This is a genomic window from Capilliphycus salinus ALCB114379, from assembly GCF_047276495.1.
Taxonomy (GTDB): Bacteria; Cyanobacteriota; Cyanobacteriia; order Cyanobacteriales; family Microcoleaceae; genus Capilliphycus; species Capilliphycus salinus.
On sequence record NZ_CP178543.1, the window covers coordinates 2,946,906 to 2,961,059 of the forward strand.

The following is a 14,154-nucleotide window of genomic DNA, read 5'->3' on the forward strand; positions in this document are numbered from 1 at the left end:
TTTGAGAATAGAATCACCCTGATGCTAGAAAAAACCCGTTAGATTAATTAAGAAAATATGGGGCTTAGTTCTTTTAAAATTAACCTTAAGAAAGGCACACTAACTATTTTATCTTTTTCGGTTTTCAACGTCAATAGATTGGTTGAATTTAACCGTTCATTTTCCGAAACTGCTATCAAATCAATTCGAGTGTTTTCTGAAGTCTGACTTTCGGGTAATGTCCCCGTAAATATCCCGTAATTTTTATCTTCGCTTGGCCCTCGCTCCAACGGAATAACCCGATCATCGACGACACAATAAACAGTCAGGTTCTCGATGGATTGATTGACAAGCTGAAGTAAGATTTCTCTCGGATAAGTGCGATCGCAAAACAGATCGAATCCAAAAGGTTTTCCGGCTATTGTCCAGCGAAATGGAGTTCCATATCGGTCATAGTCTTGACTGGAGAAACCCTGACTTGGAGTTAGGGGAAACTCGGCATTAATTGTTATCTCTTTTGAAGTCAATTGAGAAGGGGATAACTGAGAGAGTAAACGATCCATCCTCTGAAATTGATGTTCTAACTGCTTGATTTTCCCATTCAAATAGTTGCGACTGTCTTCCGACTCGACAAACTCAACCGCCTCTTGATACATTAAAAGCGCCCGATCCAGTAAGCCCTTTTCTTGCAGAGCATCCCCCAAATTCTGATAGGATAAAGTGTAGCTCGGGTTAACATCAATCGCGTGGCGGTAAGCGGCGATCGCTTCATCCAACTGGTTGTTTGCTCGCAGGCGATCGGCTTGTTCGTGATGGTTCAACCAGGGATCGGGTTCTTCCGAAGGCTGGAAAGAAGGCTCCGAGTCGGTTTTTCGGTATCCTTGACACTGCTGAATGGCAAAGGTTCGCAGGGCTTCTACCTCTTTTGAGTCGGGTTGAAGTTGAAGAAATTGGTCATAAATCGCGATCGCCTCAGACCATCTTTCTAACTCCGATAATGCTTTTCCCAAGTTATGAAAAGACCAAGGATATTGAGAATTTAACTCAATGGCTTGCTGATAGGGACTGACCGCTTCTTTATATTTTCCCTGAAGTAAGAAACTGTCTCCAAGCTGATGGTGATAAAGAAATTGATCCGGTTCTAACTCTATTGCCTTTCTATAGGCATTTACCGCTTCTTCAAAGCGATTTTGCCGGGTGAAAGCATTTCCCAAATTGTAGTAAGCTTCGGCAAGATTGGGTTCGATTTCAATTGTATTTTGTAAATGGGGAATTGCTTCTTCTACTTTTCCTTGATACAAAAGCGACCGCCCCAAATTACAATGAACCCAAGGATCATCCGGTTGCAATTCTATCCCTTGACGATAAACTTTTTCAGCTTCTTCATATTGTCCCTCAAGTAGTAAACTGGCTCCTAAATTCATGTAATTTTTGTCTTCAATTTGCATTTCTACCATTGATTTAACCTCCTTTTTTATTTCCTCTAATTGCTTTCACATTTTTGAGTTTACAGTCGATGAACTCCAACGCTTGATAAACCGATCAATCATTTCTTCAGTATAGAAATGCTGGCAGTATTGAGAAGAATATATATTGGCTAATACACTTTCGGGCAAAGTAATTTCTTCTCTAATTTTTTGATAGGCTTCTCGATAAGCTTTATGTTCAGAATCATTCACTTTTACCATCTCTAATTTATCTTTTAACTCTAAAAAATCTGAGATAATCTCGCCCCAATTTTTGCTATTTTCTAACTGAAGAATTAACACTTTTACTCCCTCGGTCTCCAGAACAGCATAGCCGTCCCTTTTATTAAACTCCTCTTGATATACATCCAAGTTGAGTGCGGGTTTAAACTCGTAATCAAACCAGTTACAGTTTTGCCATTTTGCCCTATTATCGTAATTCAAAACAGACCGAACAACAAAATCTTTAATCGGGTTGAGTTTCCAATTGCCTTCTGCGTCGATAAAATCCGGATGTTCATCTTGAATATTTTGAAAAATTGATGAGATTAATTGACTAACTGGTTCTCTAACGGCTGTAATTACCCTTAACTTTTCGGCACCACCTCTATCTAGATATTCTCTTAAAGCTTGACTATGCTCCATTTGAAGAGTCAGGGGCAAATTTAGAGCCTGACGTTGTTGAATTGATAACTTTAAATTCTCGGGATACAGTACATGAATATGATAAATGTCGTTGGGTATACCTAGCCGCTTTAAGGAAAATACAATGCTCTCAGAACCTACTTTTCCCATTTGATAAACAGCAATAGGACCTTGGTAGGGCTGAGTAGATACAGATAGTTCTTTCATGCTTCTATCGTAGACTAGAACTTTATTGTTGATTCTGATCATAACAATATATCGAGCAAACTTATGTTATTTATCGAAATCTTATTTCCTGTATCAATACACTGACGAACCGTTGATCTTCTGAAGAAAGGGGTTTAACCTCAGAAGCTTCTACTGTCAATAAAAACGGCGTATTTTCAGGGAGTACCCCTGCGGGAACTTCTCCCTCAAACTGCCATTTTCCATCGGGTTGATGTCGAACCGCACCGGGAACTAAATTCCCATTTATCCGCACCCACAAAGTATCGAGTAACCCTTGTTCTACGGCGCTAATTCCGTGAATTTGAACTTGCAGGGATTGACTGGTATCTACCCCTTCCACCATCAGACTCCCAACTTTTTGCATCCAACGAACGGCCACTCCCTGACGTTTCTCGGGCGAAAACCAACCGCTTCCCAGTAAATTTTCATCCATGAAAATCACCCATTCTGGAGGCGTTTCCGGGGGGGTTTCTAGCGCTTGCAAAACCATCCCTTCAACCAACACGCTGGCGCGTCGGAAGTCTTGGGGAGATAACTGCTTGACGTCGGGAGAATGCAACGACAGCACAAAAGGCGCTTGGGGGGTTAATATCCCTGGGGAAACCCGTCCCGACAGTCGCCAACTCCCGTCTTCTCGGGGTTCGAGTTCCCCCGTCAGGGAATTTCCATTCACCTTGAGGGTGAGGTTTTCTAAAAACTCGGGAGCGACAGTGCTTCTTACCCGGACTTCCACCTGCAAAGCTTGGGTAACGTCCATCCCGTCAATAATGACACTCCCCACCCGTTCCATCCACCGGACGGGAACGCCGTTGGCGCTTTCCCAGGGGAACCACCCCGTTCCTTGTAAGGTGCCATCCATTGAAATCACTTTCTCTGTCACTCCCCGTTGGTTTCCGTTGCCAAATTGACGCCAGTTTAAATCAGAGGTAAAGGTAATCTTTTCCACTAAAACCGCCAACTTGCGCTGAGAATCATCTTCGGTAAATTGATGGGTTTTCAGGATAAAAAAGTTCAGTCCCGCTTCCAAAGTCACCGGGAAAGTCAACAGATTTTCCTGTTGAATCTCCGAAGCTTCTACTAAAGTCTTGATAATTAACTTATCCTGACTCCAAACTTCTAAAATTTGCCCCGGATAAACACTGCGATAAGCCAGAATTAAATGTCCCCGCTGTTGCCGTTCCGTTTCGATCACAAACTTGCTTTCAGGCCACAGCGCCCAACGACTGGACCCGAATAAGTTTAAATCGGGATAGGGCGGCTCTAAAGAAGCAAACCCGGCGAATACACTCCCCGAAATTCCTTCGATGATATCATCTTTAACGTGATTTTCTGCCAAATATTTCACGCACAAAGAAGGACTTAGTTGGGGCGGCGTGACGGCAAATTTACTAATCGGAGCAATTTGCAGTTTATCCAACCAATTGACCCGATCTAAAGCAACAACAAAACTCTGATAGGTCGAACGAATAGAAAAATGACTGGCGACAGAAATCGGCGCCGAACAACTTAACCGTTTTAACTGTCGCTCATCCCGATACAATTCCCCGATCATTTTCGCCAAAGCATCAGGAGTTTTCTCCTCAACTAACCGTCCGGTTACTCCATCACAAATCGCCTCTTTTACCCCGCCGGTATCATACCCAACGGCTGGCGTACCGCAGGCTGCGGCTTCTACAAACGTTAATCCCAACGTTTCTTCTAAGCTGGCGCCGACAAACAAATCGGCCGCACTGTAATAGTAAGCGAGTATGTTCCGGTTTTGAATAAATCCGGTATGTAGAATTTCAAAATTTAACCCTTCAACTTCGGGAGAACCGTAACCAAAACCCACCAATAAAATATTGTCTAAGTTGGCAAGCTTTAAGGCTTCAATCAAATATTTTCCGCCCTTGCGTTCATCCTTGAGCGAGGTCGAACCCGTGAGAATAATAAACCGATCTTCGGGCAAACCCAACCGTTTTCTGCACGCTTGTTTATCTCGGGGTTTAAAAATATCGAGGTCAATTCCCAGAGTAATCTTCTGAATTCTTTTTTTGAGTAAATCCGGCTGTTTTCCCGATAAACTCGACCTCAACGCTTGCCTCGCCCAGTTCATCGTCCATTGACTATTTGCCAACACCAACAAATTCTCATTGTTAACTAAAATTTGACGTTTTTGTTCAAAGGTGGGTTGAATTTTTTCCGGTGTCAAAGCCGGATATTGATCGAAAGTCGGACAATGGCGATCGCAAGAGGTTTTATACCGATCACAGTTCCCCGTATAGGCACAACGCCCGGTCAATAACCACTGGTCGTGCATTACAAAAATGGTCGGGTATTTCTGACAAATCCGTTCCAATAATTCCACACTTTCTTGAATATTGTGCAGATTTCCCAATACTACCAAATCCGGTTCTATACAGGAAATTAATTCCATCGCTTTTTCGGCGGAAAATTCAATCGGTTCGGGTTTCCATCCCGAAGCCCCGACAATGGGAATCACTTGATGTCCCGCCGTTGCCAAAGCCCGCCCAATTTGTTCGTGAGCAATACCGGCGCCCCCCGAAAAGCCCAAGTCACTCAATAAAATAACCCGCAGTTGATGGCGTTTGGGCGGGGGTTCCACCGGGGGCGAAGACTGTGGGCTGGAAATCTGTTGATTTTTTAAGAAGCGGGTGCGAAGCCGATCTCGGGTTGCCAGCAGTTCCGGTTTATACTTTTCGGTGGCGCTGGTTTTTTGGGCTTCGTGCATCCGAAACTGGGCAATGGGATGGGTGATGGGATGAATTTTGGCGCCGGCCGCAGCAAATCTTGCCCACATTTCATAATCCATGCTATAATATAGCGATTCATCCACCGAACCCCCGGTTTTTTCCCAGATGGCACGGGTAAACAGCACTTCAGGTTGATGGAAGAATTTCCCGCTCAACCAACTGTTCTCCACATCGAGGATATCTGTTAAAGACATCGTTCCGGGCGGGCAGGAGGTGACGTGATGCAAGACCTCTTGTTGTTGCTGAAAGATCTGACAGACTCCGGCAACCACATCGGCGTCGCTGGTGTAGAAAGCTAATGCTGCGGCATACAGCGCTCCGGGTGCAAAGCGGTCATCGCTGTTCAACCAGGTGACAATTTCCCCGGTTGCCCGTTGAAATCCTTTGTTGAGGGCGTTACTCTGACCTTTATCCGGTTCGCTGACGACGTAACTCAAATATCGGCGATATTGGTTGACGACCGTCATTGTTTCATCGGTGGAACCGCCATCGATGAGAATATATTCCAAATTGGGGTAATTTTGATGAATCACCGATAAAATGGTTTCCTCGATAAATTCTCCTTGGTTGTAAGAGGGGGTAATGACGGAGATTTTTGGCCAGGGACGACCATCGGGTAAGGTCTTCGGGGGAACAAACGGTTGAACGGAAATATAAGGCCATTGATTTTGTTTGTTGACCAGGGGTTCAAGTTGGGAAGCCGTCGGATTAATTCTGGCTTTTGCTAATTCTAAATTGCGGTAAAAAGAAACATTGAGAACCGGATCGATTTCCGTTGCTTTCTGATAACAAATAATCGCTTCCGACCATTGCTGCTGCTGAATTAACGCATCCCCCAACCGACCACAAGCTAAGGCAAAATTGGGTTTAATTTCAATCGCTTTTCGATAGGCTGCAATCGCTTTTTCCCACTGTTGTAAGTTCGAGTGAGCTTCGGCTAAATAATAATGAGACCATTCAAAATTCGGCTCTAATTCTATCGCTTTTTCTAGGGGAATAATCGCCTCTTGCCAACGATTTTGTTGATTGAGGAGTTGACCCAGGTTAAACTGAGACCAAATAAAATCGGGATTTAAACGGGCTGCATTTTGATAAGCATAAATTGCTTTTTCCCACCGTTCAAGCTTTGTATAAACTTCTCCGAGTTTATGATGGGATAAGCCAAAGTCTGGATTGAGTTGAATCGCCTGTTGATAGGTGTTCGCCGCTTCTGTCCATTGCCCGAGTTTGAAGAAAATATCGGCTAAATTGTTGTAAGACCAGCAGAAATCTGGCCGCAATTTAATCGCTTGGCGATAGGCATCAATGGCTTCAGTCCAGTTCTCCAATTGGGAGAAGGCTTCCCCTAAATTATGATAAATTTGGGGCTGATTCGACTCAATTTCTAAGGCTTGACGGTAACAAGCGATCGCTTCTTCGGCCCGTTGCAATTTCAGGAAAATGTTCCCCAACTCTTGACAGGCGGACGGATGTGTGGGATGATTATGTAGGATTTTTTGGTAATAGGGAATGGCTTCGTCAATCCGTCCCTGTTGTACCATCAATCTGGCAAGCTTATAGTGGATCTGCACTGAATTAACATCCGGTTTGAGTTCATAGGAGTTTTTGCCGTCAGAGAAAACTTCTTTCTGAGACTTTCTGATCATTATCTATTGATTGTGTGTTAAATCAGGACAGAGCAAGCTCTGAATCTATGCTTTTGAGATTACTCCGGGCTGATCGCTTAAGCCGGAGCAACAAAATCTCCAAAATCCGAATATTACAACCTAGAGCAAGCGTGGCTCAAAGTCTTTGTATCAAAGTTTATATCGAGTGTTTGAAATGCGCCCTAAACTTGATTATCAACCAGGTAACTACTATCGTCAAGTTTTTTGACTGAAATTAATCACATCTTGATACAACCTTTACCAAAAGCCCATCGTTGTTGCACTCAGCCCCTAGCCCTCCCGCGATCGGAGTATTTACATTTATTGTGAGTCAGGAGGTCACAATCGCGGTAAAGTGATAAAGGGATTCGCCCTGCTGAAAGTCTTAAACCTGCTATGACCGATCTCACCCCCGCATCTACTCAACCGGAAGAATACCCCAACGCTGACTACCGACAACTCGACGCCAGCAAACTGTCGGAAATGATGCAGCGATACATCGAAGTCAAACAACAATACCCCCACGCACTGCTATTTTTTCGGGTGGGCGACTTTTTTGAATGTTTCTTTCAGGATGCGGTGATCATCGCCCGGGAACTTGAACTCATCCAAACCACCAAAGCCGCCGGAAAAGAAGTCGGGCGAGTTCCGATGACGGGCGTTCCCCACGAACACGTTTATCGCTACAGCAGCACCCTCTTAGAAAAAGGCTACGCGGTGGTTATTTGCGATCAGGTTGAAGATGCAGCCATCGCCGCCAAAGAAAAGCGACAGGTGCGACGAGAAGTTACCCGCGTTCTCACTCCCGGCACCCTCACCGATGATAATATGCTCAAAGGTCGCCAAAATAATTATTTGGCATCTGTAGTCATTGCCGGTGAACATTGGGGGCTTGCTTATGCGGATATTTCAACGGGAGAATTTCTCACCACCCAGTCGGAAAATTTAGAACATCTCACCCAAGAATTAATGCGGTTACAACCGTCTGAAGTGTTGTTTCCAGTCAATGCGCCCGATATCAGTAAAATGCTGAAACCGGGGGAAAATGATAACGAACTCCCCAACTGTTTACCCCGCTGTTTTTGCTATTCTTTGCGATCGCAAAAATCCTTTTCTTTGGGCGAAGCCAGACCCAGAATTTTAGAACAATTTCAACTCAAATCTCTAGAAGGAATTGGCTGCGAACATCTTCCCCTGAGCGTGCGGGCCGCAGGAGGTTTATTAGACTATTTAGAAGATACCCAAAAAGATCACTCAATTTCTTTACAGCGTCCCCGAACTTATACCCTGAGCGATTATTTAATTTTAGATCATCAAAGTCGCCGCAACTTAGAAATTACCACAACCGTCCGAGATAATACCCTTTACGGTTCATTATTGTGGGCGTTGGATAAAACAAATACCCCGATGGGAAGTCGGGCGTTAAGGCGGTGGTTATTGCAACCTTTATTAGACCTCAAAGGCATTCGCGCCCGCCATGATACCATAGAAGAATTTATAAATAATCACGAACTTCGACAAGATATTCAACAGCTTCTCCGACAAATTTATGACCTGGAACGCTTAACGGGACGGGTGGGAAATAATACCGCCAACGCCAAAGATTTAGTCTCTTTAGCCGATTCTTTAAGCAAATTACCCCAACTGGCAACTTTAGCCGAACAGGGAAAATCGCCCTATCTCAAAGCCTTACAAAATATTCCTCAATCCCTCGAAAAAATTGCCCAAAAAATTATCAATTCTTTAGAAGAATCTCCGCCCATTGCCCTCAAAGAAGGGGGTTTGATCCGTTCCGGTGTTGATGCTAACCTCGATGAAATGCGAAGTCTGGCAGCCGACGATCAACAGTGGATCGCCAATTTGGAAGTCCAAGAACGGGAACGCACGGGAATTCCCACGTTAAAAGTTGGATTTAATAAAACCTTTGGATATTATATCAGTATTAGTCGCGGCAAAGCAGAACTTGCACCGGATGATTATATCCGCAAACAAACGTTAACCAATGAAGAACGATATATTACGCCGGAATTAAAAGAACGAGAAGTTAGAATTTTAACCGCCCAAGAAGATTTAAACCAAACCGAATATGATATCTTTGTCAAATTGCGATCGGAAGTTTCCGAATATATCGATACCATTCGCAATGTGTCCAAAGCGGTGGCGGCGATTGATGTTTTGTGCGGGTTGGCAGAAGTGGCAATTCGTCAATCTTACTGCCGTCCAGAGATGATAGAAGGGCGCGAATTAAAGATTGTTGAGGGGCGACATCCGGTAGTCGAAAAGTTGCTTCCTCCGGGCTTTTTTGTGCCGAATACCGCCCAGTTGGGAAGTCGAGAAGATCAAAGCGAAAATGATGAATTGACACCCTATTCTTACCCCGATTTAATTATTTTAACGGGTCCGAATGCCAGCGGAAAAAGTTGTTATTTGCGACAAATTGGTTTGATTCAATTAATGGCACAAACGGGAAGTTTTATTCCCGCAACTTCGGCAAAATTAAGCCTTTGCGATCGCATTTTTACGCGGGTGGGGGCGGTGGATGACTTGGCGACGGGTCAATCTACTTTTATGGTCGAAATGAATGAAACCGCAAATATTTTAAATCATGCGAGTAATAAATCTTTGGTTCTTCTCGATGAAATTGGACGGGGAACGGCAACTTTTGACGGGCTTTCTATTGCTTGGTCGGTGGCGGAATATTTGGCTACAGAAATACAAGCCAAGACCATTTTTGCAACCCATTATCACGAATTAAACGAGTTGGCGTCTATTTTAGATAACGTGGCAAATTATCAAGTTACCGTTAAAGAATTGCCCGATAAAATTGTCTTTTTACATCAAGTTCAACCGGGAGGTGCGGACAAATCTTATGGAATAGAAGCGGGACGGTTGGCGGGTTTACCGGATGTTGTGATTCAACGCGCCAGACAAGTGATGCGTCAAATAGAACAGCATAGTAAAATTGCGATCGGACTGAGAAAAGGCATTAAAAAACAGAACAATAAAACGGCTTCAATGGAACAGTTAGATATCTTTGAAACGGGAGAATAATGTTAATAAAAATGTTAATAAAAAAAGGGTTCGCGGCGAGTCAGGGGGCAGGTTTATGTAGATTGTTTGTTAGAAGCATACATTCAGCGTGGAACCCGCCCCTACATTACTGAAAAAACTGGTCACTGTTAACTGTTAACTGTTTCTCCCGCCAACCGGACAAAAATCGGGACAATCAATGGCGTCTTCAGATAAAGCAATTGTCGGTCGTACAGGGCATTTAAGATGATAATCTTTAGTAAAGTATGCACAATCAGCACAAGGGATTTGGTGCATTCGTTGGGCGCGGCGTGTAGTATCAAAAATCGCAGACGCCACACTCCAGACTAACAGAATCGTCAATCCCCAAGCACAGACAAAACACAAGGGAACGATAAAAGGCTGGATGGCTTTAATAATCACATACAACAGTTGTAACACCATAGGCTTGTTATAGATTCAGTTTCGACAACGGCATACTTTATTTTAATCGTCCTCAGACCTTAAAATTATATAAAGATTTTAAAACATCAAAATTCCGGTCGGAAAACCGGGGTATGATGACAACAGAATCACATTCCTCACGAAAAATCACAGGAAATCAGCTATGGCACTGCGATTAGGAGATACGGTACCCAACTTCTCACAAGCCTCCTCAGAAGGCGATATAAACTTTTATGAATGGGCGGGGAATAGCTGGGTTGTTTTATTTTCTCACCCGGCGGACTACACTCCCGTTTGTACCACTGAACTCGGTACCGTTGCGAAACTCAAGCCAGAATTTGACAAACGTAATGTTAAAGTGATCGCCCTGAGTGTCGATGATGTCGAATCTCACAAAGGCTGGATTGGCGATATTAACGAAACCCAAAGCACCAATATTAATTATCCCATTTTGGCGGATGCGGATCGCAAGGTGTCCGATCTTTATGATATGATTCACCCCAACGCCAACGCCTCCGTTACCGTCCGCAGCGTTTTTATTATCGACTCCAACAAAAAACTCCGTTTAACCCTCACCTATCCCCCCAGTACCGGACGCAATTTTGATGAAATTTTGCGGGTAATTGATTCATTACAATTAACCGATAACTATCAAGTGGCGACTCCCGCAGACTGGAAAGATGGAGAAGATTGTGTCATTGTTCCTTCTCTCAAAGATCCCGAAGAATTAAAACAGAAATTTCCCAAAGGATACACCGAAGTTAAGCCCTATTTGCGGATGACTCCTCAACCCGATAAGTAGTTAAATTCGACAAATCTGTAGGGTGGGTCAAACCAATTGCCGTTATTTAATAATAGATTGCGGTCAAAGATTTGACCCACCCAACCCCGAACACTGGGTAAAATCCATTGCTGTTATTAAATAATAGATTGCGGTCAAACATTTGACCCACCCAACCCCGAACACTGGGTAAAATCCATTGCTGTTATTAAATAATAGATTGCGGTCAAACATTTGACCCGGTATTATTCAAGAACAGTAGGGTGGGTCAAACCAATTACCGTTATTTAATAATAGATTGCGGTCAAACATTTGACCCGGTATTATTCAAGAACAGTAGGGTGGGTCAAACCAATTACCGTTATTTAATAATAGATTGCGGTCAAACATTTGACCCACCCAACCCCGAACACTGGGTAAAATCCATTGCTGTTATTAAATAATACATTGCGGTCAAACATTTGACCCACCCGACCTGACCAGTCGGTTCAAACCAATTACCGTTATTTAATAATAGATTGCGGTTGAAAAATTGACCCACCCTACGGTCGTCAGACAACTTAAATTCAATTCAGTATGATGGATATTAAAGATGGTTTTGTCGGAACAGTTGGTAACACTCCCCTGATTCGACTCAATAGTTTTAGTGAAGAAACGGGCTGTGAAATTTTAGGAAAAGCCGAATTTTTAAATCCGGGCGGTTCGGTTAAAGATCGGGCTGCATTTTATATTATTAAAGATGCCGAAGAAAAAGGTTTGCTGAAACCGGGCGGAACCGTTGTAGAAGGAACGGCTGGAAATACGGGTATTGGTTTAGCCCATATTTGTAATGCCAAAGGCTACAAATGTTTGATTATTATACCCGAAACTCAATCTCAAGAAAAAATAGATTTATTAAGAACATTGGGGGCAGAAGTTAGAACAGTTCCGGCTGTTCCCTATCGCGATCCGAACAATTATGTTAAACTTTCGGGTCGGCTTGCATCGGAAATGGAAAATGCAATTTGGGCGAATCAATTTGATAATTTAGCCAATCGTAATGCCCATTATGAAACCACAGGTCCGGAAATTTGGGAACAAACAAACGGTAAAGTTGATGCTTGGGTGGCAGCAACCGGAACCGGGGGAACGTTTGCCGGGGTTTCTTTATTTTTAAAAGAAAAAAATCCGAATATTAAAACCGTTCTCGCTGACCCGATGGGAAGCGGTCTTTACAGTTATGTAAAAACCGGAGAAATTAACACCGAAGGCAGTTCAATTACCGAAGGAATTGGTAACAGTCGCGTTACGGCAAATATGGAAGATGTGCCGGTAGATGATGCGATTAAAATAGATGATGTGGAAGCCGTCCGCGTGGTCTATCAACTGTTAGAAAAAGATGGCTTATTTATGGGCGGTTCGGTCGGTATTAACGTCGGGGCGGCTGTGGCGTTGGCGAAAGAAATGGGGCCGGGTCATACCATTGTTACGGTGTTGTGCGACAGTGGAACTCGCTATCAGTCCAAATTATTTAACCGGGACTGGTTGGCTGAAAGAGGACTTTTACCCAAAAGTTAATTGTTGTTTAATTCTAGCAATAACCCGGTTTCTCAGCCACATCTTGACAACCAGAAATCGGGTTTTTTCATTATTCTTTGCCGCTTGCCCAAAACCCTATATAATAAAATATTTTAGCCTCGGCGCAAATTTTAGCAGGTTTGAGGTATGACAAACAGTTGATCAGACAATTGTTAAGGGAGGATATTGTGAAAGAGTCTGTTATCTATCAGGACATTTTGCAAAAAGGTCGGCAAGAAGGCCGTCAAGAAGGTCTTTTGCAAGGAGAAGCGAGTTTGATTATTCGTCTGTTAACTCGTCGGTTTGGAGAGGTTGACCCTCAGTTACAACAACAAATTCGTAGCTTATCTATCTCTCAATTAGAGACTTTGGGTGAAGCCTTGTTAGATTTTACGACTCTTACCGATGTTACCGCTTACTTAGAACAAATACAGGACTCTGAAAATATCAATTAAAATGGCTAAAACCTTGATCAAAATCTGAGAGCATCACATGAATTTTTCACCGGAATTAATGGCTTTAGCCCGTTATCTGGCCGGGGAGTTTGATAACCAAGCCCAAGCAATGGCTGAACCCGCTTGGTATGTTCATCTCCACCTTTGGCAGCGTCCCTTACCGATACCGCTTTTTAAAGATAGTATTACCCTCTTTGTCGAACAAGCGAACGCTTTAACCCCCGACCAACCCTATCGTCAGCGAATGATGCAACTCTACTCGTCTGCTGAAACCACCGAACGTCTGCACGTTCAGTATTATATGCTTAAAGACTTGAAAGCCGTTCAAGGTGGAGGTCGTCATGCAGAGAAACTGAGACAGCTTACACCCGAACAGCTTGAATTTCTTCCCGGTTGTCGGTTAGATGTGACCTGTGAGCCACTCACTGCCAACACCTATCATTTTAAAGCGAATCTGCCCGAAAATACTCGCTGTTGCTTCACCTATCAAAATCAAACCCTTCAGATTGATTTGGGCTTTGAGGCGATGGCAAATGAATTCTTGAGCTACGATAAAGGAATCAATCCCCAAACAGGACAAGCAACTTGGGGAGCGTTATTAGGTCCATTTCGATTTGTCAAACGGATCGACTTTGCATCTGAACTCTCTATTTAACCCCAATTAGGTGGGGAATCAGGAATTGGGGATTAAAGTCATCAACAACCCGTAGATGCGAGCGATTTAAGTCCCTCGTCCCTAATCCCTAATCCTAACTGGCTCGCACACCTTCCTCAAGTGCCTCTTCTTCGGTTTCAAAGATTTCAAACACAGAATCCATCATGGTGACTTCAAACACCAGTTTGGCTTCTGGATGAACGTTGCAGATGCGGAAACTGCCTTTAACTTTATCCGCATCGCGCATCCCGGCTACCAGCGATGTCAGGCCAGAGCTATCAATAAAGTTAACTTGACCGAGATTAATCACCACATGGCGACTGAGTTTCGAGATGCACTCTTGCAACTTGAGGCGGAATTGCCAAGCCGTCGTGATATCAAGGCGTCCACTGGGAGCCAAGACAATCACCTTTGTTCCATTTTGGGTCGTATGTTCCTTTTGATCGATATGAATCACTGACCGTCCCCTCGGATGTTCGATAGAGCAATGATTGCTGCTTCTGACAGTAGTTTAA

At 43.7% G+C, this 14,154-nt stretch carries 10 protein-coding genes; 5 read left to right on the plus strand and 5 right to left on the minus strand.

What is annotated here, in order from left to right; genetic code table 11:
- Positions 1-47 precede the first annotated feature (47 nt).
- From ACL6C3_RS12205 to ACL6C3_RS12215, 3 genes are all read right to left on the minus strand, one after another.
- Positions 48-1,436: a tetratricopeptide repeat protein gene (locus tag ACL6C3_RS12205; RefSeq protein ID WP_413167434.1), complete on the minus strand. Its 1,389-nt coding sequence runs from the start codon at positions 1,434-1,436 to the stop codon at positions 48-50.
- 36 nt (positions 1,437-1,472) lie between these two features.
- Complete coding sequence (locus tag ACL6C3_RS12210) at positions 1,473-2,297, minus strand: putative capsular polysaccharide synthesis family protein (RefSeq protein ID WP_413167435.1); 825 nt, start codon at positions 2,295-2,297, stop codon at positions 1,473-1,475.
- 70 nt (positions 2,298-2,367) lie between these two features.
- Positions 2,368-6,717, minus strand: coding sequence for a tetratricopeptide repeat protein (locus ACL6C3_RS12215; RefSeq protein ID WP_413167436.1), 4,350 nt, complete (start codon positions 6,715-6,717; stop codon positions 2,368-2,370).
- Between the two features lie 396 nt (positions 6,718-7,113).
- On the opposite strand from ACL6C3_RS12215, the gene mutS reads away from it, so the two are divergent.
- Positions 7,114-9,768, plus strand: coding sequence for a DNA mismatch repair protein MutS (gene mutS, locus ACL6C3_RS12220; RefSeq protein ID WP_413167437.1), 2,655 nt, complete (start codon positions 7,114-7,116; stop codon positions 9,766-9,768).
- Between the two features lie 135 nt (positions 9,769-9,903).
- Here the strand turns inward: mutS and ACL6C3_RS12225 are convergent, their stop codons facing one another.
- Entirely contained in the window at positions 9,904-10,191 is a 288-nt protein-coding gene (locus ACL6C3_RS12225) for a hypothetical protein (RefSeq protein ID WP_413167438.1), read from the minus strand.
- Between the two features lie 163 nt (positions 10,192-10,354).
- On the opposite strand from ACL6C3_RS12225, the gene ACL6C3_RS12230 reads away from it, so the two are divergent.
- The 4 genes from ACL6C3_RS12230 (at position 10,355) to ACL6C3_RS12245 (ending at position 13,639) form a co-directional block, all read left to right on the plus strand.
- The gene (locus tag ACL6C3_RS12230; protein WP_413167439.1) at positions 10,355-10,993 is read left to right on the plus strand and encodes a peroxiredoxin; all 639 of its coding nucleotides are present in this window, start codon (positions 10,355-10,357) and stop codon (positions 10,991-10,993) included.
- Between the two features lie 558 nt (positions 10,994-11,551).
- Entirely contained in the window at positions 11,552-12,529 is a 978-nt protein-coding gene (locus ACL6C3_RS12235; RefSeq protein WP_413168310.1) for a cysteine synthase A, read from the plus strand.
- A 188-nt stretch (positions 12,530-12,717) separates the two neighbouring features.
- Positions 12,718-12,984: a DUF4351 domain-containing protein gene (locus tag ACL6C3_RS12240; RefSeq protein ID WP_413167440.1), complete on the plus strand. Its 267-nt coding sequence runs from the start codon at positions 12,718-12,720 to the stop codon at positions 12,982-12,984.
- A 37-nt stretch (positions 12,985-13,021) separates the two neighbouring features.
- Positions 13,022-13,639: a chromophore lyase CpcT/CpeT gene (locus ACL6C3_RS12245; RefSeq protein ID WP_413167441.1), complete on the plus strand. Its 618-nt coding sequence runs from the start codon at positions 13,022-13,024 to the stop codon at positions 13,637-13,639.
- A 94-nt stretch (positions 13,640-13,733) separates the two neighbouring features.
- On the opposite strand, the gene ACL6C3_RS12250 is transcribed toward ACL6C3_RS12245, so the two are convergent.
- Complete coding sequence (locus ACL6C3_RS12250) at positions 13,734-14,096, minus strand: STAS domain-containing protein (RefSeq protein WP_413167442.1); 363 nt, start codon at positions 14,094-14,096, stop codon at positions 13,734-13,736.
- Positions 14,097-14,154 lie beyond the last annotated feature (58 nt).

Bases quoted from the DNA above. Each gene is read 5' to 3' on its own strand.
- ACL6C3_RS12235 (WP_413168310.1), top strand. From the start codon at position 11,552: ATGGATATTAAAGATGGTTTTGTCGGAACAGTTGGTAACACTCCCCTG.
- ACL6C3_RS12205 (WP_413167434.1), bottom strand. From the start codon at position 1,436: ATGGTAGAAATGCAAATTGAAGACAAAAATTACATGAATTTAGGAGCC.
- ACL6C3_RS12230 (WP_413167439.1), top strand. From the start codon at position 10,355: ATGGCACTGCGATTAGGAGATACGGTACCCAACTTCTCACAAGCCTCC.
- ACL6C3_RS12210 (WP_413167435.1), bottom strand. From the start codon at position 2,297: ATGAAAGAACTATCTGTATCTACTCAGCCCTACCAAGGTCCTATTGCT.
- ACL6C3_RS12225 (WP_413167438.1), bottom strand. From the start codon at position 10,191: ATGGTGTTACAACTGTTGTATGTGATTATTAAAGCCATCCAGCCTTTT.
- mutS (WP_413167437.1), top strand. From the start codon at position 7,114: ATGACCGATCTCACCCCCGCATCTACTCAACCGGAAGAATACCCCAAC.
- ACL6C3_RS12245 (WP_413167441.1), top strand. From the start codon at position 13,022: ATGAATTTTTCACCGGAATTAATGGCTTTAGCCCGTTATCTGGCCGGG.
- ACL6C3_RS12215 (WP_413167436.1), bottom strand. From the start codon at position 6,717: ATGATCAGAAAGTCTCAGAAAGAAGTTTTCTCTGACGGCAAAAACTCC.